This window comes from Gimesia panareensis (assembly GCF_007748155.1).
In the GTDB taxonomy this organism is placed as follows: domain Bacteria; phylum Planctomycetota; class Planctomycetia; order Planctomycetales; family Planctomycetaceae; genus Gimesia; species Gimesia panareensis.
Genome location: NZ_CP037421.1, coordinates 783,903 through 804,764, shown reverse-complemented (window position 1 = coordinate 804,764; position 20,862 = coordinate 783,903). Strand labels below are relative to the sequence as shown.

General features: G+C 56.0%; 12 protein-coding genes. 6 read left to right on the top strand and 6 right to left on the bottom strand.

Going from position 1 to position 20,862, the window contains the following annotated elements:
• Positions 1 to 415 precede the first annotated feature (415 nt).
• Together Enr10x_RS03085 and Enr10x_RS03080 are read left to right on the top strand one after the other, a co-directional pair.
• Positions 416 to 760 (top strand): cupin domain-containing protein, encoded by a 345-nt coding sequence (locus tag Enr10x_RS03085; RefSeq protein WP_145448113.1) that lies wholly within the window; start codon positions 416 to 418, stop codon positions 758 to 760.
• A gap of 62 nt (positions 761 to 822) precedes the next feature.
• Positions 823 to 1,620 carry an HpcH/HpaI aldolase family protein gene (locus Enr10x_RS03080; protein ID WP_145448112.1) on the top strand — a complete coding sequence of 266 codons (798 nt, stop codon included), beginning with the start codon at positions 823 to 825 and terminating at the stop codon, positions 1,618 to 1,620.
• An 80-nt stretch (positions 1,621 to 1,700) separates the two neighbouring features.
• Here the strand turns inward: Enr10x_RS03080 and Enr10x_RS03075 are convergent, their stop codons facing one another.
• Genes Enr10x_RS03075 through pyrF form a run of 3 tightly spaced genes read right to left on the bottom strand, consistent with a single transcriptional unit; the run spans position 1,701 to position 4,318 of the window.
• Positions 1,701 to 2,702 (bottom strand): YhdH/YhfP family quinone oxidoreductase, encoded by a 1,002-nt coding sequence (locus tag Enr10x_RS03075; protein WP_145448111.1) that lies wholly within the window; start codon positions 2,700 to 2,702, stop codon positions 1,701 to 1,703.
• Between the two features lie 42 nt (positions 2,703 to 2,744).
• Positions 2,745 to 3,380, bottom strand: a complete 636-nt coding sequence (locus Enr10x_RS03070; protein ID WP_145448110.1) for a DNA-3-methyladenine glycosylase family protein — start codon at positions 3,378 to 3,380, stop codon at positions 2,745 to 2,747.
• A complete protein-coding gene (gene pyrF, locus Enr10x_RS03065) occupies positions 3,377 to 4,318 on the bottom strand; it encodes an orotidine-5'-phosphate decarboxylase (protein ID WP_145448109.1) in 942 nt (313 codons plus the stop codon). The genes Enr10x_RS03070 and pyrF overlap by 4 nt, the downstream gene beginning before the upstream one ends.
• 276 nt (positions 4,319 to 4,594) lie before the next feature.
• On the opposite strand from pyrF, the gene Enr10x_RS03060 reads away from it, so the two are divergent.
• The gene (locus Enr10x_RS03060) at positions 4,595 to 5,509 is read left to right on the top strand and encodes a radical SAM/SPASM domain-containing protein (protein ID WP_145103887.1); all 915 of its coding nucleotides are present in this window, start codon (positions 4,595 to 4,597) and stop codon (positions 5,507 to 5,509) included.
• Positions 5,510 to 5,953: 444 nt separating this feature from the next.
• Here Enr10x_RS03060 and Enr10x_RS03055 read toward each other — a convergent pair whose 3' ends face one another.
• Positions 5,954 to 8,014, bottom strand: coding sequence for an isochorismatase family protein (locus Enr10x_RS03055; RefSeq protein ID WP_145448108.1), 2,061 nt, complete (start codon positions 8,012 to 8,014; stop codon positions 5,954 to 5,956).
• A gap of 282 nt (positions 8,015 to 8,296) precedes the next feature.
• Entirely contained in the window at positions 8,297 to 10,114 is a 1,818-nt protein-coding gene (locus tag Enr10x_RS03050; protein ID WP_145448107.1) for a thioredoxin domain-containing protein, read from the bottom strand.
• Positions 10,115 to 11,164: 1,050 nt separating this feature from the next.
• On the opposite strand from Enr10x_RS03050, the gene Enr10x_RS03045 reads away from it, so the two are divergent.
• The 3 genes from Enr10x_RS03045 to Enr10x_RS03035 all read left to right on the top strand — a co-directional run bounded on the left by Enr10x_RS03045 (position 11,165) and on the right by Enr10x_RS03035 (position 19,079).
• Complete coding sequence (locus Enr10x_RS03045; protein WP_145448106.1) at positions 11,165 to 12,259, top strand: hypothetical protein; 1,095 nt, start codon at positions 11,165 to 11,167, stop codon at positions 12,257 to 12,259.
• 65 nt (positions 12,260 to 12,324) lie between these two features.
• Complete coding sequence (gene ccsA / locus Enr10x_RS03040; RefSeq protein ID WP_145448105.1) at positions 12,325 to 15,933, top strand: cytochrome c biogenesis protein CcsA; 3,609 nt, start codon at positions 12,325 to 12,327, stop codon at positions 15,931 to 15,933.
• Between the two features lie 320 nt (positions 15,934 to 16,253).
• Positions 16,254 to 19,079, top strand: a complete 2,826-nt coding sequence (locus tag Enr10x_RS03035) for a beta strand repeat-containing protein (RefSeq protein ID WP_145448104.1) — start codon at positions 16,254 to 16,256, stop codon at positions 19,077 to 19,079.
• A 148-nt stretch (positions 19,080 to 19,227) separates the two neighbouring features.
• Here Enr10x_RS03035 and Enr10x_RS03030 read toward each other — a convergent pair whose 3' ends face one another.
• Positions 19,228 to 20,580, bottom strand: coding sequence for a carbon-nitrogen hydrolase family protein (locus Enr10x_RS03030; protein ID WP_145448103.1), 1,353 nt, complete (start codon positions 20,578 to 20,580; stop codon positions 19,228 to 19,230).
• Positions 20,581 to 20,862: the final 282 nt, after the last annotated feature.

Genomic DNA, 20,862 nt, shown 5'->3' with positions numbered 1-20,862 from the left:
CGATCAGATCGGTGATTCCCACTTTGATGGGTGGGTAAGCCCGAATGCAATTCGGGTCGAGCGCAGCGAGCAGGAGGTCGCAGCTCACCAGAACAATTCATAACAGAAACACCTGCTCCAATCAGCAACTGAGCGGCACGGCGCCAGCCGCCGGTAATTAGAATCAGCACTGGAGATTTTACCGGTGGCTAGCGCCATTCCGCTCAAACAAATGGGTGGTCCCGGATTACATCCGATCCCCCCGGTCCGGTTTTCTTCATTTAAGGAACTCACACACATTCCAGCATTCCCACCCGAATCTTTTCGTGCCTTTCGTGTTTTTCGTGGTAGAAAAAATCCCACGGTTGTGACGCCGCACCTCCTCCCGTAAAGTAAACTCTAGTCCGTCTCCCCTTACGATTCGCAAGGCACCAACATGATTCCCGAAACCAATAACCTGCTCACCCCATTCCCAACACCACCCGATGAGGAAATCTTCGAAGAACTCTTCCGTGGACGGTCCTGCCGCGTGGAACGGATCATCTCTACCGGCCAGGCCACGCGGGAAGGCCAGTGGTACGATCAGGAACACGCCGAATGGGTCGTCCTGCTGTCAGGCTCGGCAGTCCTCCGTTTCGAGGGGGAAACCGAGGGGCGAACCCTGATTCCCGGCGATGCAGTGAACATTCCCGCGCATTGTCGGCACCGGGTCGAAGCGACCGCCGCCGACCGGGAAAGCGTTTGGCTTGCAATCCACTATGAGCCTGTCGAGAATGGATAAATCAACATCTGGTATCAGATCACTTCAATTTCAAATAGATTACAGGAAAGACATTCAGACTGATGAAAAAGAATCCGGTCAAAGCTGCATTGAGTGAGGGGAAACCCCAGGTAGGAACATGGCTCTCATCCGGGGATGTAATGATGACCCGCCTGATGGCCCGCGTCGGGTTTCCCTGGCTGACGGTCGACATGGAACACTCCCCCATCGACTGGTCACAGGCCGGGCTCCTCTTCGGTGCCATCGCCGATGCTGGCTGCGTCCCCCTCTGCCGCGTTCCCCTCGGAAAATATGAACTCATCAAGCGGGCCCTCGACGCCGGTGCCCACGGCATTGTCGCCCCGATGATCAACACCGTCGAACAGGCCAAAGCCGTCATCGATGCCGTGAAATATCCGCCCATCGGCAACCGTTCGGTCGGCGGTGTACTGCACGCGATGAACTTCGATGCCACCGCGGGCGACTACTACAAATACGCCAACGATGAAATCCTCGTCATTCTGCAAACGGAATCTCCCGAGGGTGTCGAGAACGCCGAAGAGATCTACAGCCTCGACGGTGTCGATGCCATCTTCGTCGGTCCCAACGACCTGACCTTCCAGATGAGCAAAGCGACCGGCGTCCATCCTTCGCCCGATGAACTGGAAGCCATGCTGCAGCGGATTCTGGAAACCGGCAAGAAGACCGGCACCCCCGTCGGCCTGCATGTGCAGACGGTTGAAGCGGTCGAACAACGGATCGCGGAAGGTTGGCGGTTCATCGCCTGCGGCAGTGAGGTCAAATTCATGGTCAACGAAGCACAGCGGATCGTCACCGGCCTGAACCTCAAGTCCGACACCGCCGACCTGGCCCGCTATTAAATCCAACGCGGTTCAGCAAAAACAATCAGAGGCCATTCCTCCCGGGAGTGGCCTCTTTTGCTTGCGCGAGATAGAACCAGTTATTCTGCGCCGACCTGAATAATCGTGCGTTCCTGGTGTGTCCCTTTCAACAGACTGTGCACCGTCTGCGACACCTGATCCAGCGTGATCACTTTCGCCCGTGACTCGAGGTCGTCCAGTTTCCAGTCGGTCGCCAGCTTCTGCCAGAGCGCGGCTCGTTTTTCGATCGGGTACCAGGCGGAATCGATCCCGTCCAGTGTCACCCCCCGCAGGATGAACGGAAACACGGTCAGATCCAGCTGTGCTCCCCCGGCATTACCACACGCGGCGACACACCCCTGGGGCTGGATCGAACGGATCACATGGCTCAACAGAGAGCCGCCCACCGTATCGATGGCCGCCGCCCAGTGCCCTTTGAGCAGCGGTTTGTCAGAGCTGATGTCAATCGCCAGCCGATCCACGACTTCATCAGCGCCCAGGTCCAGCAGCCGCTGATGGTACTCCGGCTTACCCGAAACCGCCGTCACCTGATATCCGCAGCGTTTCAGCAACGACAGCGAGAACGAGCCCACGCCCCCCGAGGCCCCCGTGACCAGGACCCGTCCCGATTCAGGGGTGATCTGATGGTGCAGCAGGCTGTCCACACACATCGCCGCCGTCAGGCCCGCCGTGCCGAGGATCATCGATTCTTTCAGCGAAAGACCTTCCGGTAGCGGCACGATCCACTCCGGTTTGACGCGGATCAGCTCCGACCAGCCCCCCCAGCGTTCGACCCCCAGTTCATAACTGGTGACGACCACTTTGTCTCCGACCTGGAACCGCTCGGAGTCAGACGCTTCCACAATGCCTGCCGCATCGATGCCGGGTACGTGGGGAAAATTGCGAACCACCCCGGGATTGCCGGTCGCCGCCAGTGCATCTTTATAATTCACCGACGAATAGACGACGCGAATCGTCACCTCACCGGCGGGCAGGTTGTTATACGGCACCGACACCACGCCGGCGGTGATCTCTTTCGGTTCCTGTTTTCTGACCTGATAACAGCGAAAGGAATTCGTCATGGCATATCCGTTTCAGAGTGAGTCAACAATGTGAGTTCGTGCTTACCACGGACCGTCGGGCGTTTCCATTTCCAGAACCCGCCAGCAGTACCAGCTGGCCACCGTTCGATAAGGCGCCCACAGCTCGGCGATTTCGATACACGTCTGCTTGTCGGGGCGGGTCTCCAGTTCGTAGATCGTCTGGATTCCGTTCTGAATTCCCAGATCATCGTGCGGGAAAATATCGGGGCGACACAGTCCGAACATCAGAAACATCTGCGCCGTCCATTGACCGATCCCTTTGACCTGCACCAGTTCCGCGGTCACCTCATCATCGGTCATTCGGTGCAGTTGATGCAAGCGTACATTCTTCTCCAGCACCATTTCTGCCAGGTGATGCACGTAGTTCGCCTTCTGTGCCGAGAGCCCCACCGAACGTAACTGTTCGTGAGAGAGCTGCATGATTTTCTCCGCACTGGGCTGTCCTTTCCCGGTCAACGAATGCAGTCGCTTGTAAATCGTCCGTGCCGCCGCGGTCGAAATCTGCTGCGACACAATCGAGCGTAAGAGCAGCGCAAACCGATAACGGTACGGCTTCAGCGAACAGACGCCGACACTGTCGATCACCGGTTTCAGCTTCGGATCGACTTCGCGCAGCTGCAGCGATGCTTCCTCGAATGTCGTCGCGTGGTCGTTCATTGCAGATTCCCGGCGGGCGTGTGCTCGGCCAGATCCGCAATCATATCATGCGTGGCCGCTTCCACCGCCTGTTCCCATTCTTCGGGAGCATATTTTTCCGAGTAGGGTGCCTTGCGAATCGCGAAGTTGATTCCCCGCGAACTGTTGATAATCGCCCCCAGCCCCTCTGTATCAAAGGCCCCTGCGACATCGCCGGCCCCCGCACCCTGGCTCCCGTAACCGGGCACCAGCAGCGGTGCGTGCGGCATCAGCGCCCGCAGTTGACTCAGCTCTTCCGGATAGGTGGCCCCCACGACCGCACCAATGGCGCCGTAGTTCCCTTCGCCGGTCGTATTCAAAGCCAGGTCATTCACCACCGCAGCCACACATTCGTAAAGCGTATGACCGTCCGTCTGGCGATCCTGAAACGTCCCCGCGCCCGGATTGCTCGTCCGCACCAGCACGTAAATCCCCGCGCCCCGCTCGACGGCCACTTTTACGAACGGTTCCAGGGTATCGCTGCCCAGATACGGATTCACGGTCAGGCAGTCGGCTGCCCAGATGGCACTCTCCGGATCCGCCCCCGCCAGGTACCCGCGGGCATACGCCTCCGCGGTGGAACCGATGTCCCCCCGCTTGGCGTCGCAGATCACAACCAGACCCGCTTCCCGCGCTTTTTTGATCACGCGCTGCAACGCAGCACAGCCCGCCGGTCCCCACTCTTCAAAGAACGCAGCCTGCGGCTTCACCGCCGGCACCAGGGGCGCGACAACATCGATCATCCGGAAACAGAACTCTTCAAACGCAGCCGCGACGATGTCCGCTTTGCTGGAATGCTTCGCTTCTGCGGCAGAGACGATCTCAGCCGGCAGCCAGTCAAAGCGGGGATCCAGGCCGACCAGAGCGGGTGTTTTTTTACTGCGGATGGCGGCATTCAGACGATCAGAAAAGTTGTGCATCAGGTAACTGCTTTCAGAGATACAAGTTAGGTAATCTTCGACATCAGAAGGTTCGTGGTTTTCCTTCATGAATCATACTAAATTGAGCCGACAATGGAATAATGAGGGTTTTTGAAATCCCGATCCGCGGCAGAGTTTTCCGTCGGCCTTACAGGCCAGAGGGAACTGTTCTATATGATTAGGATCGGGAACTCTCATTGACAGAAAACAACCACTCTGCGATCCTCGCGGCACACGAAACTCCGCTTCACCTTGATTCATGGAAGAGTCAACACAATGCTGGAAGTCATAAGCCCTTATCAGTTTAGCGAACAGAGAGCAGAATACGACGCCGGCGTAGCCCGCATGCGTCATTCGCTGTACATGGACTATCCGCGGCACGTTCACCTGGAGACTCAGGCCCGCTGCAACGCGAGCTGCAACTTCTGCCCCTACCCGGAGCTGAACCGCAAACACGCCAAGATGAGCGACGAGCTCATTGATAAAATCCTGAACGAACTGACGGCCATCCCCCAGGAGATGAACCTGCAGATATCGCCGTTCAAAGTCAGCGAACCCTTTCTGGATGTCCGTCTGTTCGACGTTCTCGAAAAAATCAACACGCTGTTGCCCCAGGCCAAAATCGCGCTGACTTCCAACTCGACTCCCATCACGGAAGACAAGCTGGAGAAACTTCAGGAAGCGAAAAACATCCAGTACCTCTGGATCTCATTCAACGATCATCGCGAAGCAGAATACGAACGGGTGATGAGCCTCCCCTATCAGCGCACGCGCCAGCGGCTGGAAATGATTCACGACGCATTCATGGAAGGCGATATTCCCTTCCCGGTGGTTCTCTCGCGCGTGGGAGACGGCTCCCCCGCCGATCATGAATTCGTGCAGTGGGTCAGCATCAATTATCCGCTGTTCAAATCGAGCGTCTTCCCCCGCATGGAATGGATGGGACAGGTCCAGGGCCTCAGCGTTTATGAAGTTCCCAACATGGGCTGCGAACGCTGGTTCGAACTCTCAATCACCGCGACCGGCGAAGTCGCCCACTGCTGTGCCGACGGCCAGGCCCAGTACCCCATCGGCAATGCCAACGATCAGAACGTACTCGAGATCTACAACTCCCCCGAGTACCGTAAGCTCCGAGAATCAACGGTCTCCCGCCTCAGCGTCGAACCCTGCAACCGCTGCACGTTTATGTAAGCAAATCAAAACTGAGCGGCACTTCCGCGTGCCACTGTCGGCTTGCCCGACAGTGCGTATCAGATAACGGTTTCCCACTTCAACGACGGGTGGCACCGTTGGCTTGCCCAACGGTGAGCGAAAAACTCTCAAATCCCCCAGGAAACGGGTCCGCCCGAATGCAGTTCGGGCCGAGTGCAGCGAGCAGGAAACTGTCAGTGTGACCGTTGAAGATGATTTTCCCTGTAGCGCCCCGTGTGATCGCCCGCGCTTTCGATAAGGTTATACGAACTCCGCTCCGAGGATTTCTCTGTTTCCATAGGAAGGAGACAATCATTCAAACGTCGCCAGGCGGGCGGGCACATAGGCCCGCACCCTACATCAAACAAGATCGAATTCTGTTTCAAACAAACGGGTGCCACTGTCGGCTTGCCCGACAGTGTAGTCCGTATCAGCGTCCCTCGCTCACGGTTTAAACACAATATCGGTCACCGTGCCAAACTTCGCTGGTAACGGCATGTTCGCAAACGCACGATCGTCGCCCGCCCGGTACTGCCAGCGTCCCGACAGAGAGAGCGCCCCGCTCGCGGAAATCAACTGAGGCACCGACGCAAAATCCGCGTCTGCCCCACTGCCGGATACTTCGACGACCAGCAGGTTCGCATCATTCAGCGTGACCACATCGGGGCCGATGACAAAGCCGTCCCCCCGCTGCTTGAGTGCCGTGCCGTTGATCCAGGCCTGCACCGTGTTCCCCGCAGCCGCAGGGACCTTCAGCAACAATGGCTCACCTGCCATCCACGCTTTCGGAACCCGGGCCACGCAGCGATACCAGCGACTGCCCGCTGTCCCTTGCGGCTTCACAAATTCGGGCACCGAGACCACCGACCAGTGCCGAGACTCGCGGAGACTCACCTTGTCAGAGAGTTGCACATCCGCCGGATTCAGACCCGCGGCCCAGTAAATCCCGTTCACCAGGAGCCGCACAAACTCGGGCTGTTTGAAATCTCCCGGATGACCCATTGACGTGTAAAACGAACGACCGCCGTCCTTTCGCATAAACGTCCATGCCACCGGTTCGACCGGCTTCCCTTTGATCTCCGCGGTCATCAGCACCGTCGTCCCTTTCGCCAGCGGCAGCACTTCATACAGCGAATACGCCTGCGGAAACGGCTTATCCGGAATCCCGGTCAGAATCGGATTCTGTTTCTGAGCCGGGTTGATGGTGACGATCGACTTCAGATCATTCTTGTGATGTCCATGATAGCTGCCACCGAAGACGGTCGCGTCAAACTCGGGCCAGTCGGCATACCCTTTCGGCGGCTCTTTGCCTCTGAGCGAAAACGCATGGCTCGCCGTCCGGATCCCCACCACTGGCTTACCCGAGGCGACATACTTTTTGATCATCGCCATCTGTTTCTTGGGAAGTACCCGCCGGCGTACACTGAAGAGCACGATATCCGCGTCCTGGATCACTTCAATCCCGGGGATCTTATTCCGTTCTTTGTCGTCCGCGAAGACCAGACTCACGCGGAACGCTTTCCCCAGGTTCTCTGCAGCAAACTTCGGCAGACTGACCTCGGTCTCGTACTCCTGCTCTGCCATGATGATCACCAGGTGCGGCCGCTGATCTTTCTTGAACACGAACACCTCACCTCCCAAAATCTGATCGCTGGTAATTGTGGGGCAGATGAATTTTTCAATGTGCGAAACAATCAGGTCGTTGCCGGTAAAGTGACTCACGTAAGGCCAGCGCTGGGGGTTATACATCGTGTCGGTCATGTCCCGCACCAGCACGACGTTCTTCCCGTTTTGTGCCATCTGCCGCAGACCGAACGGACGCCCGAGCACGCACATGTTGGTATGCACGCCGGTCAGGATCACATTCTTGATCCCGCGGCTCCCCAGAATCCGCCAGACTTCGTCCCCTTTGTCGGTAATGAAATCTTTCCCGCCGTCGATCGTGATCAGGGGAGACTGCTTCTTCCAGGGCAGCGCCGGATTCCGGCCCAGGGACTTCAGCTTTGCTGCCCAGGCTTTGTGTTCTTCCGGGTCGTCGTCTTCTCCACCATCCGACTGATCGACGGGATAAACGGCTTTCTCTTCACTGGGAATCTTCGAACACCAGTTCTCGATGCCCTCCGGAATCGGTCCGTTGAATGTCACCTGCTGCGCCCGCTGACGCGCCGGGTGCCCCTGGTAAGCGGGCATGCAGTCACTGGGCGCGTGAATGATCGTCACTCCCTGGGCACGGGCCGTCTTGAGCAGCTGATCGAGCCGCGGGGCAAACTGTTCCAGCCGGCGGACCGCATTCAGACAGTGATGATAATCCCACACATCACAGACGATGATCGCAGTCTGCCGGGGATCCCAGCTCTCTTTGTGTTCCAGTCGATGATAACGCCCCGAACCCGGGCTCGTCTCTGTTTGAGAACGCAGGCTCAGCTGCAGATCTTCCGCGGAAAGCAGACTGGAGGAAAGGAACAACAGGCTCAGACAGACGGACAGTTTACAGAACAGCTTCACGTGATGTCTCCTGGTGGCAGGCGAAGTTCAGGAACAGGATTGCCTGTCCCGCGAGGATTTCAGTTCAGTCTCTATTCTAGATCGCGCCGCATTTAACCATAGCGTTTCTCAATCTAATATACTCGGTCCAAGAGGCCCTGGAGACGCTACAATAAAACTGGACACAGTCTAAAAGGCCACCGTAGCAGAATAAAAGTCTGAAAGCCAGAAACAAAAAAATCCAGCCGGAATCACACAGGGGATTCGGGCTGGATTCTGTATTCTTATTCAGTGAGACGACGCTTAACGACGTGACTCGGCAGAACGCTGGTACCGCTGCATCGGCTGAGCGATCCGCTGCAGTTGGGCACTTTTCTGCAGGCTCTCCGGCGTGGTTTTGTTCGCGGTCTGCGTGAACGAAGAAGGATGACGGAACATCGATTCTTCGGTCCGGGGGCTGGCCACCCGATGGGCACTGGCCGACCGTGGCAGGCTGCGGCTGATCCGATCATCTCTTACGCGACGAGCACGTTGAGGAGTCCCTGCCAGATTCGCAGAGGGCTGGAAACGGGCTGAGGTCTGCTGGGGCTGATTGCTCACCTCGCCCGACAGATAAGAGACGAACTTCGAACTCGCCTTGTTGATGATCACCACCCGGCTGGCAGATTTTGGCTTGTTGAGTGGACGAATGATACAGACCACTTCCGCTTCGCCTGCCTGGTCCAGGGCTGTCTGAAGTTGTGATAGATCAGGGTTTCCGGTCGTCGTTGCTGTTGCGACTGTTTCTGTCGCTGCAGGTTGACGGGGCTGGCTGGTTGGCATCGCCCGATTCAGAAACTCGTCCAGCAGTTGCTGATTGGGAGCCGACTGTGGTGCCGGGCTCGGGTTGCTGCCTTCCGACATTGCAAACTTCATTTCCGGAGCCTGTTCTTCGACGACAGGCTGTTTGTAAAGTGCCGTCAGATTGGATTCGTCCAGCAGTTTATGAATTACGGGCAGACCGGCATACAGTCCACGGTGCTCCTGTTTGTCGACAGCAAAGCAGACACCCACCAGTTGGCCAGAACGATTAAACAGCCCTCCGCCCGAACGTCCCTGCACGGGCATTCCCGTACATTCGATGTTGTCGGGACCCAGGAAGCGGTTGAGCTCGGTTACTTTGATTTTTTCCAGGGTCGGCAGATTACCACTGCTGCAACCCAGCGATGCGACTACGTCGCCCGCTTTCACTTCGTCTGCCATGGACGCGACTTTCGCGGCAGCGACAACACCGGAGGTGGGAATCGAAATCAGTCCCACATCGGCTTCCAGGTTGTAACGGACCAGCGAACCGACATAGGTTTCGTATTTCTCACCCTGGAAGACATCGACTTCGATCAACGAATCCGTTTTGATGTCGCTGAAGATATGGCTGCAGGTCATGATCAGGGTGCGACCGACGGCACTGTGAATCACCGTCCCCGAACCGAGGTCCATCCCTTTTTTGTCTTTCACGCGAATGCGAACCGTGCTGGCCCGCCAGTTGATGATTTCTTCCTGGGGAGCCGCTTCCGCAAAATCATCGTTGGCGGCATCGCCAAACTGAGCACGGATTACGGGCTCTTCTACAGGTACGGAGTCATCTTCTGATTTGTTTTTTCCGAAGAACGGGAGACTGAACCCGCGGGATTTCTTTTCCGGTTGCTTCTGATTCTGTGCCAGCTGGATCGGTGCTTCTTCAGCCTGGCTGCTGCGATCATTGGAAGCGAACACGACCGGATTACGCGGCTGCGAACGTTGGGGCTGAGCCGGTTCTGCTGCAGGGATCCGGGCCAGCATCCGACGCAGGTTGCTTTCCGTCGTGGCACCGACCGAACGGGCCACTTCTTTCCCTTCCACCACCAGCACGAATGCCGGAATACTTTCAACATTAAAACGCCGTGCCAGATCCGGTTCCTGGTCAACGTCGACTTTGCGGATCGGATGGCCTTCACGCTTCAAACGTGAAACCAGCGGACTCATCTTCTGACACGGGCCACACCAGGTTGCAGTGAAATCCAGCAGCACTCCTTTGGGCGTGGCTGCCAGTGCGGAACCTGTCATCGTCAGAAAAGTGAATACGAATGTCGCTAATAACCTCATCTACCAACTCCTCACAATCGTTGGTTTCAACGCGCAGAGCGTTTTGAAATTTGAGAAAGGGGTATCTGTTCGGTGCTCGCCTCGAGAAGCGGAAAACACTCTCAGGACAGAGCGGACAACCAGCAAGGCTGTCACGTGCAGAGAAGCAGTGCGCGGAGATTGCAGAACAATCCCCGTGTGAGTGAAAAACTGCTTGAGCCCCCTCTCGCTTAGAAGAGATTCGACAGTTCGATAATTCACGGCCGGGCTGATCGCTTCAACCGGCGATATGTGTGAAATCAGCTTCACGTTGCGGCTTCCATGCCTGGGGTCTGGTTCCCCACGAAAATGGGGAATCTGGGTCGGTTTGGGGTGAATCGCGTCCGGTCTTCCATAACCGCTGACTTTGATTCGAGTGAATTGTCTGTTCCGTACTTAATGTACTATGAATTAGAAACGGGATTCAGAATCCCATTTGTGACGGGTCGTTTAAAATCACGCAGCTCGCGTACCAGAATCACAATTTATTTTGCGAAAAATCAGCGAGAACGCGTAAATACCTTAAAGATTATTCCTTGTAAATAGGATTTTCCGTGGAAGCTTTTACAATTGCGGCTCAGAATCGCCGATTTCGTGACTTTTTTGCAAGACATTGTAATTTTTACGCGATTTTCGAGTTTTTTCGGCCCCATGAACGGAGACCGATTTTGAAGGCAGAAGGGGTCTAATCACGGGGAATTTGTCAGGACAGGAAAACTGGTTGTGTACTTTCTGGCCTCGCGGGAACTATAATAGACTGTGGTGCCTGTCAGGTATGACACTGGTAACAGGTGCCGTGTTGTTTTCACATAAGTATATTTTGTGAAACAACTTAGACCCCTGGAGAGGTGAGACACCTCTCAGACACCTGCCTTGCACACAATGACAGTACCTCTGTCAGTCTGCTGACATCACAATAACAAGCATCCCCAGCCTCCTGATACGGTTTGACAGATCATCATCGCCGGCCATCAGAATCTGGGAAACGTAATTCAACCCGACATGCATACACACGAAACACGATCGACGCTCATGAAACAGTTCTCACCCCTGCTCCTGGTTCCCCTGCTGCTCCTGACTGTCGGCTGTGGCAAACAGGATGAAATTCATTCCTACGATGTCCCGAAAGAAGCACCTGAGCTTGGCCCGGCTCACGCCGCTGCGGAAGCCACACCGACCCGCATGCTGGCCGCCATCCTGCCCGGCGACGGACAGAACTGGTTCTTTAAAATGACGGGCGCCCCCGATCAGGTCGCTCCGCAGTTCGCGAATTTTGTCGAATTTCTCAAATCGGTCACCCTCAAAGCGGGTCAGCCCGAATGGAAGCTTCCTGCCGACTGGACCCAGGAACCAGGGCGTTCCATGCGTTTCGCCACCCTCAAAGTCAAAGACACTGATCCCCCACTGGAAATGTCGGTCATCCCGTTGCCTCCCAGCGACACACTGGAAAACGTCAACCGCTGGCGCGGTCAGGTCGGTCTGGCCCCGACCACCGAGAAAGAACTCACAGCCGCAGCAGACACGTCTGCCGCACTCGACCACGAACTGTTCACAATTAAAGCGGGCGACAAAACGATGACGGTCGTCAGCCTCGAAGGAAAGATGGGCGACAACCCGATGAGCCGCGCCCCCTTCGCATCGGGCATGATGGGAGGCGGCGGAATGCCTGCGCCCGGTCCTGCGTCATCCACGCCACCAGCGGCTGCCTCACCAATTAAGTATGAAACACCAGAGGGCTGGGCACCGGGTCGCAGCGGGGGCATGCGGAAAGCCGCCTTCAACGTCTCTGCAGATGGAGAGACCGGCGAAGTCACCGTGATCGACCTCACCCGGGAAAATTCTCCTCTGCTGGATAACATCAACCGCTGGCGGGGTCAGGTCAAACTGGATCCCATTTCGGAAGCCGAACTGCCCGCCAACTCCGAGAAACTCAAAGTCGGTGATCTCGAAGCCACCTATGTCAAACTGATCGGCCCCAAATCGGAACAGCCACAACCGGCCATCCTGGGAGCCATCATCTATCGAGAGAACCTGGCCTGGTTTGTGAAATTCACCGGCCCGGCCAAGCTGGCAGAAAAGGAAGAGACCCGCTTCAAACAGTTTGTCCAGTCGATTCGCTTTGAATAATTCACACCCTGACCCAACCACGCGATCCTTCAATATTCATTGAGTCTGACCTTCAGGAAATCAGCATGTCCACAAATACCCTCCCGGAAACGACCAACGAATTTGCAATGCCCGAATCCGGTTCTGGTTCTGAAAACTCCTTCAATCCGTATCTGAGCTTCCTGACCCCGCTGGCCTCGCTGAAAATCACCGTGGTCCTGTTTGCGATGGCCATCTTTATCATCCTCGCCGGGACGCTGGCCCAAGTTGAAAAAGACATCTGGGTCGTGATCGACGAATATTTCCGCACCGCGATTGCCCGCATCGAATTCAAAATCTTCTTCCCCCCGTCCTTCTTCCCCAACATCGACCAGAACAACATTCCGGGGGCCATTTACTTTCCGGGCGGCTGGCTGATCGGCTTCATGATGGGCATCAACCTGCTGGCAGCGCACCTGATTCGCTTCAAGGTCCAGGGGAAAGGCAAAGAACGCACGATCGGCTGGAGCGTGATCGCCGTCGGCCTGCTGCTCACCTGGCTGGTCATCACCGGCGGCTCGAATAAAGACGGCTTCCAGGAATACTCGGTCTTCAGCTGGCAGGTCCTCTGGTGGCTCTTTGAAGCAGGCATGGCTCTCTCAGCCATCGGCAGCATCGCCCTGTTCTTCCTGATTCCCCAACACCGCAAAGTCGAACGGGGGCTGGCGATCGGTGCCGCGATCATGCTCGGCTTTCTGACCGCCTGGTTCATCTCCAAGGGAGACGCCGCCCGCTTCAGCGATGCCTCCATGCGGATTCTCTGGCAGCTCATTAAAGCCACCTTTGTCGGCGTCGTTCTGCTCGCAGGTTGTATCCCGCTCTTCAAGAAACGGGCCGGGGTCGTGCTGCTGCACGCCGGTGTGGGGCTGATGATGCTCAGCGAACTGATTGTCGGCACCATGGCCGTCGAAACGCAGATGACCATTACCGAAGGCCAGTCTGCCAATTTCGTCCACGATATCCGGGAAATCGAACTGGCCGTCATCGACAGAACTGATCCTGAGAAAGATCACGTCACTGTCGTCCCCAAGTCGATCCTGCTCAACAATCAGGAGCAGGTCGTCTCGAATCCGGAGCTCCCTTTCGATTACGAACTGCTTCGCTACTACCAGAACTCAACGTTCCGCAAAATTTCCTCACTTACGCCGGAAGAGAAAAAAGAGGCCTTTAATCCCGCAACCGACGGGATCGGTAAAGAATGGGTGGCCCTGCCCGTCCGGAACACCGCCGGCACCGATATGGGAGGCGGCGTCGATATCCCCGCTGCCTACATCAAAGTCATTGACAAAAAAACGAAGGAGTCGCTGGGCGTCTACCTGGTGAGCCTCGATCTGTCGCTCCGTGACTTTGGCGAAAAGGTCGTCGTCGATGGCACTCCTTACGAACTCTTCCTCCGTTTCAAACGTTATTACAAACCCTACACCGTGAAACTGACTGATGTCCGCAAAGACGACTATGCCGGCACCAGCACGGTCATGAACTATTCCTCGGACATCCAGCTGATCGATCCCGAACACAACGTGGATCGTAACATTCGCATCTGGATGAATAACCCGCTCCGCTACAGTGGTGAAACGTTCTACCAGAGCGGTTATCATGCAGACCCCCGTACGGGCGAAGAAACCACCACGCTCTCCGTCGTCACCAACATGGGCTGGATGATCCCCTATGTCTCCTGCATGATCGTGGTCGTCGGTATGTTCTACCACTTCATGCTCACGCTGCTTCGCTACCTGAATCGCCGCGAAAAACAGCGTGCCGAACCCACGGCCATCGAAGAGTTCAAAACGGATCCGTCCGGCACCATCACTCCGCTGATGCAGCGAAAACAGCGGAGCGAACAACTCCAGAAATACCTGATCCCTCTCGCTATCTTTATCATCTTCGGCGGCTACCTGATGGGCAAAGCGGTCGTCCGTCAGCCCGAATCCAATCAAATGGACCTCTACAAATTCGGAGAACTGCCGGTCCTCTACCAGGGACGCGCCAAACCTGTCGATACGCTGGCCCGCAACTCCCTGAGGATCATCTCCGGGAAACAGACCTTTAAAGACGAAAACGGAAAGACCCAGCCTGCCATCAAGTGGTTCCTGGACACCGTCGCCAATCCTGAAGCGGCTTATAAGCACCGGGTCTTCCGCATCGAAAACCCGCAGCTGCTCATGACCCTGAAACTGAAAAACCGGGAGGGCTTCCGCTATTCCATCGAAGAGTTCTTACCGGAATTTCCTGAACTGACCAGGCAGGCCGAACTGGCCCGCAAGGCCGAAAAAGGGAAAGCCAGCCTGTATCAGTCCCGCGTGCTTGAGCTGGAAAAGAAAATCGGCATGATCGATCTGCTGATCTCCTCTTTCAATCCCCCTCAGATCCGCCCGGAAAATGCGCGCGAGGATGTGCGCATCGCCTTCCAGCGCCAGGAAATGCTGACCCAGCGCAATCCGCCTCTGGCAATTCCTCCCATGATCAAAGATCAGGATGAAAGTAAAACAGGGACGAAAGATACAGATTGGCAAACCTATTCGGGTGCCTGGCTCAATGATCTGCTGCGTCTCAGCCAGAACAAGCAGGAAAAAAATGAAGGGATGGAGGCCTGGGCGAATATTCTTATTGCCTACCATGAAGGGGACGTCACTGAATTCAACAAAGAAGTCAGCGACTACCAGCGCTGGCTGAACCGGAACAGTGCCGCTCTGCCGCACACCAACCTGAATAAAATCGATTTCGAAGCATTCTATGATCACTTCGAGCCCTGCTATTATTCGGCAGTGCTCTACCTGTTCGCGTTTGTCCTGGTCTGTTCTTCCTTCCTGTTCGGACTGCGGGCACTGGGAAGCGCCGCCTTCTGGCTGATTGTGCTCACCTTCGTGGTTCACACCTTCGCACTGATCGCCCGCATCTATATCTCGGGACGCCCCCCAGTCACCAACCTCTACTCCTCCGCCGTCTTTATCGGCTGGGGTGCCGTGCTCGCGGGGATCGTCATCGAACGCATCAATCGCCTGGGCATCGGCAACCTGCTGGCTTCGGTCGCCGGGTTCTCAACCCTGCTCATCGCACACATGCTCGCCGGTGATGGCGATACGATGGCCGTGCTGCAGGCCGTGCTGGATACCCAGTTCTGGCTCGCCACACACGTGGTCTGCATCACCCTCGGCTACGCCGCCACCTTCGTCGCCGGTCTCCTGGGACTGTTCTACATCCTCTGGGGAACCTGTACCCCCCGCATGACCACAGCGGCAGGCAAAGAAATCATTCGCATGCTGTATGGCGTGCTCTGCTTTGCGATCATCCTCAGCTTCTTTGGTACCGTGCTCGGCGGACTCTGGGCCGACGATTCCTGGGGCCGCTTCTGGGGCTGGGACCCCAAAGAAAACGGCGCGCTGATCATTGTTCTCTGGAACGCCCTTGTGCTGCACGCCCGCTGGGGTGGCATGGTCAAAGATCGGGGCATGGCAATCCTCGCCATCGGCGGAAACATCGTCACCAGCTGGTCCTGGTTCGGTGTGAATGAACTCGGCGTCGGGCTGCACTCCTACGGCTTCACCGATGGAGTCCTGCTGGCACTCGGCCTGTTCATGCTCTCGCAGCTGGCAGTGATCGGCATCGGGCTGATTCCACAGAAAAAGTGGTGGAGTTTCAAAGAACACCAGGCGTAAGACGCACGGATTTCCGTCCCACTGCTGACGGAAATCCGTAACGATCAGCTTCCTGTTCCTGAAGCGAGGATCTTACTGGTACAGACCGGACTGACTCCTTCCCTGATCGGTCTTACGGAATCAGGCTCCCCCCCTGTTCCACCTCATCCGCATTCTGTCAGCACTCGCTTCAACCCTCAGCCTTTACCAGCTTTGTCTGATCTGATCTGTACAACGCACAGCAGTGCAAACTCAAAGCCCGCCATCTTTTGCGGTTCAGATTCCCTGCAAAATCCGTCGAATAGTCCAGAGAACGCGTCACTCTCTCCGGAACGGATTCCATGAAACGATTTTACTTCGCCTTACTGTTGACCCTGTGTGGTACCGCCAGCCCACTCTCTGCAGATACGATCGCCCCCGAACCGGCCGAGCCCGGCTTTGAAGGAGGCCAGGTTGGTGGCGATGTCAGTGAGCTGTTCGGCGATTCCGCCTGGTTCGGACGCTACCGCCCCCATGTGGGATACCGTTACCAGGCAGGCGATACTATCGGACGGGTCGGCGGACTCTCGTCTTTCGACGCTTTTTTCCCCCTGCTCGAAGGGGAAGACAGCGACTGGTTGACCTTCATCGATGCCCGCCTGCTGCTGGGCGATGATAATCACAACCTTGGCTCCAACATCGGTCTCGGCGCCCGTCAGTATCTGCCCGAATATCAGCGCACCATCGGGGGCTACATTTATTACGACACCCGGGATGCGGGCTACGCCAACTTCGGTCAGGTCTCCGGCGGGATTGAAACCCTGGGCGATATCTGGGATGCCCGGCTCAACTGGTATGTTCCCACCGGCACAACCCGCAAACAGTACGCAACTTCACATATCAACAGCGGCGGCAGCTATCAGTTCATCGGCCATTACCTGTATGGCGGCACCTTCACCCGCTACTTTCAGGCAGCGATGACCGGCCTCGATATGGAAGCCGGCGCCAAATTTTATACTAACGACTACATGGACCTCCGCGCCTACGCCGGCTGGTATCACTTCCAGGCCTCCGGAAGTAAACAGGCCTGGGGCTGGAAATCCCGCGTCGAAAGCCGTATCTCGGATATGGTCTCCCTGAACCTCAGCGTGCAGAACGATCGCGTGTTCGATACCACGGTCAACTTCGCGGTCGGCATTCAGTGGCCCAGCATCACCGGTCTGCGGAACGGGCCCCGCTCCGATCTCAAAGCCTGGGATCGCCTGGGAGAAAGCCCCGAACGCCTGCGGGCCATCGTTGTCGCTAACCAGGAGGTCCAGGATCCCAACGGCGGAATGCTCATTAACCCTGCCACCGGTAATCCCTACTACTTCATGCACGTCGCCTCTGGAGGTAACAGCGACGGTTCCTATGAAGATCCCTACGCCACCCTCGCGGCCGCTTTTGCGGACCCGCGGACACAGGCAGGCGACCTGATCGTGTATGACCACCTCACCGGATCCGAAACCGGCGACTTCGTCCTGGCACCAAATACCCAGGTCCTCTCCGAAGGGCCGACCCAGTTCATCAACACCAACATCGGTTCGATCCAGCTCCCCGGCTCCGGCACGGGCATCAATCCTGATATTACCGGCAGCTTCACTTTGAATAACGGCAGTGTCCTTTCCGGATTTGATATCACCACCACTACTGGCAGCTCGATTATCGCCAATGGCGTCGGCAATATCCGCGTCGCGAACAACACGATTCTCAATACCACGGTCTCTTCAGCCTACCCGGCCATCAGTCTGTCCAACCTGACCGGTTCCGTCACCTTTGATCAGACAACACTCTCCAAAACCAATGGAACCGGCCTGAAGATTTCAGGCGGCAATGCTGACATCACCTTCACCAACAGTCCCATTACCGCCAACAGCGCCACTTATGCAGTCAACATCCAGAACGCCGGCGGTTCTGTCCACCTGGGTCAGATTAACGGCACCGGAGACACGTTTGATGCGTATGTCGTCAACAACACGGCTGATATCACCATCGACGAACTTAACAGCACCGGCGCCACCAGCCTGCCTTTCACGGTCCAGAATAACTCCGGCAGCTTTACTCTGAACGGCGGTACGATCGCCAACAGTGCAGCTTCCGGTGGCCAGATCGACGGTTCCCAAAACGTAACCGTTCGAAATGTGACGTGGAATTCACCGGGAGGTCACGGCTTGAGAGTCACCAACTCCTCGAACCTCACGATTTCGAATAACACAATCAACAACGCTAACTTCGATGGGATCTATGTCCTCAACAGTTCCGGCAACATTACCATCAGCGATAACAAAATTCACAGTATCCTGACGGCCTTTGATACCGCCATCAACGTGACTACCAATGCCGACACCACACTCAATATCGATAACAATATCATCGACAGTCTGCTTACCATCGGCGGTAACGGCATCGATGTGACCTCCACCGCGGGCAATGCCACGGTCAATATCCGGGGCAACCAGATCACCAGTATCGCCAATGGCTTCGGTACCGCCATCAGTTACACCGGTAACACGACCGGCACCATGAATACCACCATCTCCAATAACAAAATCTATAACACCCTGGGCGGCTTCGGGGATGCCATCGACGTCAGTATCAATAACGGTTCCGCGACCACCACCATCAGTCAGAATACGATCGATTCAGACGACCTGGTCAATCTCTTCGGTACCGGCGTCTCTCTCACTTTGAACACCACGGGCTCCACCACATCCTATATCACTCAGAACGTCATTTCGGATGACACGAACGCAGCCCTGTTCGGTGACGGGGTCTATCTGGAGATCGACCGGGGAACCAATCATGAGGTGCAGATTAACAACAACAAAATCGCCCAGAACGGCGGCATCTTCGATGATGGCATCGACATCCTGATGGCGAACGGCCTGGGTGCCTCCGCCAACGTCCAGGTTCACGACAACATCCTCGACGGCAGCAGTGGTATCGGCGGACGGGGGCTGGATGTCGCCGTCTTCTCGCCGGATCAGATCTTTATGGACGTCATGAACAACACCACCGACACCTCGCTCGACTTCTTCGCCGGGGTGGGTGGAACGATCAACATCACCGATCTACCAAATCTGTCTGCCAACAACAACGGGGCCACCATCAATCTGCTCGGACCGGGAACCATCCAGAATGCCCCTTAATATTCGGCAATTTCTGCAGAAACATCAGCTGCACCACAAGTCGCCCCATCACATCAAAGCAACTGATCGACTGTTTCGATATCTGACCGAATGCAGTTCAGTTTGAACTGGCCAGACCAATGCCCCCTGACTGGGTTGGAATGTGCAGTTACGGTTTCGTATCGACAATGGGACGATGGCGTTCAATCTGGGATTTAAAATCTCCCAGACTTTGCCAGTAGAGCGGGTGATTCAGATCCACTTCGGTGACCGCGACGGTGCCCCATTCTTTGGCTTGAGCCAGCGGCTTGCCATCATGTCCATAAATCGCGGAAATCATCCAGTTGGAAGAGGTGTCCGTGTATGTGCTGCTGATGACGTAAACATGATTCTCGCAGGCACGTGCTGCGCCGAGCAACGGGTTGCAGCCCCAGACAGGCCAGGCAATTACTTCGGCTCCATTTTTGCTCAGTTCCCGGGCTACTTCCGGAAAGAAACCATCGTAGCAGATCATCATGCCGACTTTTCCGAAACGGGTTTCAAACACAGGATACTCGTCCCCGGGGGTGACGCCCCCTTCTATCTCACCACGCGGGAGTGTCACTTTGCGATATTTGCCGACCACTTTTCCATCGGGCCCAATCAGGACGGCCACGTTATAAACCAGATGCTCTGCCCGCTCGTAAAGTCCCACTACAATATACAGGTCATGTTTTTTCGCAAGTTGCCCAAAATACTTTGTAGAGGGACCAGGAATTGATTCCGCGGTTTCGGCATAGGACAGTCCGGTGCCGTAAACCGTAATCGATTCCGGGAGAACAACCAGATCTGCTTTCTGCTCTGCGGCCTGCTCAATTAACTTCGCAAACTGGGCTGGCTTATCACTCGGTTTTTTCCCTTCCTTCGGCCGATGATGAATCGTCGCCAGACGTACGATGCGTGGCTTCAATTCTTTCGTCTGACTGAATCCGATCTTGCTCCACAGTATCTTTGAATGGGGTGGCCCCCAGCGAAAATGTAATTCGACTTGAACCTGCGCCGCCTTTGAAGGGGCACGGTAGACCCCGGCAACCTTCGTCCAGCCAGAGACGGTTTCCTGATCTCCTGGAAATTCGGGTTCTGCCCGTGGATGTTCTCCGGGGCGATAAGAGGCGAAGGATCGTTCATCTCGCAAGACTCGCTTCCCGTTCTGATCAAGCCAGATCAGGCGGGCTGTTCCGGCGCGGCGAACCAGATCAATGCCCTCGGTTTTTCGCATTGCCGTGAATTCATAGGTCTTCCCGCCCTCTACCGGAAACACTTTTTGAATATGTCCCATTAAGCCTTCCCGACCATCTGCCTGAATGAGAAATGCTCCCCCTTGATCCGGACCAGCGTCTGCTTTCCATGAAATTTCGGGGCGGAGTTCTTCACGAGGCGTCATCGCCTGCCAACCATCGGGTAACCCCGTTTCGCCCGCACGACCAGGCTGGTGAGAGAGCAGCAACGCAAAAAAGAACAAAATGCCTGAAACTTGTTTCATGAGGACTTCTCCGGGAACTGAAGATCGTTTCCACAGTCGGTTTTAATAAGGCAGCAAACAAATCCCACTGGTCGGATATTGTAACACAGCAACCTTGCGGGAGACACCAAAATCTGTGTTTTCACCTCATGCACAACGTGATCGGATTGCAGGCCGCCAGGTAGCATTTATTTAATAGTTTTCAGCGTGATGATGAGGTCGACAGCGTTAGCTATGTAAGTATTCACCATAGCCGAGGGTATGCTGTGACTCTTGTTTTCAGGACTTCAACAGCAGAAAAGC

Bases quoted from the DNA above. Each gene is read 5' to 3' on its own strand.
- Enr10x_RS03050 (WP_145448107.1), bottom strand. From the start codon at position 10,114: ATGAGGTTATTAGCGACATTCGTATTCACTTTTCTGACGATGACAGGT.
- ccsA (WP_145448105.1), top strand. From the start codon at position 12,325: ATGTCCACAAATACCCTCCCGGAAACGACCAACGAATTTGCAATGCCC.
- Enr10x_RS03080 (WP_145448112.1), top strand. From the start codon at position 823: ATGAAAAAGAATCCGGTCAAAGCTGCATTGAGTGAGGGGAAACCCCAG.
- Enr10x_RS03075 (WP_145448111.1), bottom strand. From the start codon at position 2,702: ATGACGAATTCCTTTCGCTGTTATCAGGTCAGAAAACAGGAACCGAAA.
- Enr10x_RS03060 (WP_145103887.1), top strand. From the start codon at position 4,595: ATGCTGGAAGTCATAAGCCCTTATCAGTTTAGCGAACAGAGAGCAGAA.
- Enr10x_RS03045 (WP_145448106.1), top strand. From the start codon at position 11,165: ATGAAACAGTTCTCACCCCTGCTCCTGGTTCCCCTGCTGCTCCTGACT.
- Enr10x_RS03035 (WP_145448104.1), top strand. From the start codon at position 16,254: ATGAAACGATTTTACTTCGCCTTACTGTTGACCCTGTGTGGTACCGCC.
- pyrF (WP_145448109.1), bottom strand. From the start codon at position 4,318: ATGCACAACTTTTCTGATCGTCTGAATGCCGCCATCCGCAGTAAAAAA.
- Enr10x_RS03070 (WP_145448110.1), bottom strand. From the start codon at position 3,380: ATGAACGACCACGCGACGACATTCGAGGAAGCATCGCTGCAGCTGCGC.
- Enr10x_RS03085 (WP_145448113.1), top strand. From the start codon at position 416: ATGATTCCCGAAACCAATAACCTGCTCACCCCATTCCCAACACCACCC.
- Enr10x_RS03030 (WP_145448103.1), bottom strand. From the start codon at position 20,580: ATGAAACAAGTTTCAGGCATTTTGTTCTTTTTTGCGTTGCTGCTCTCT.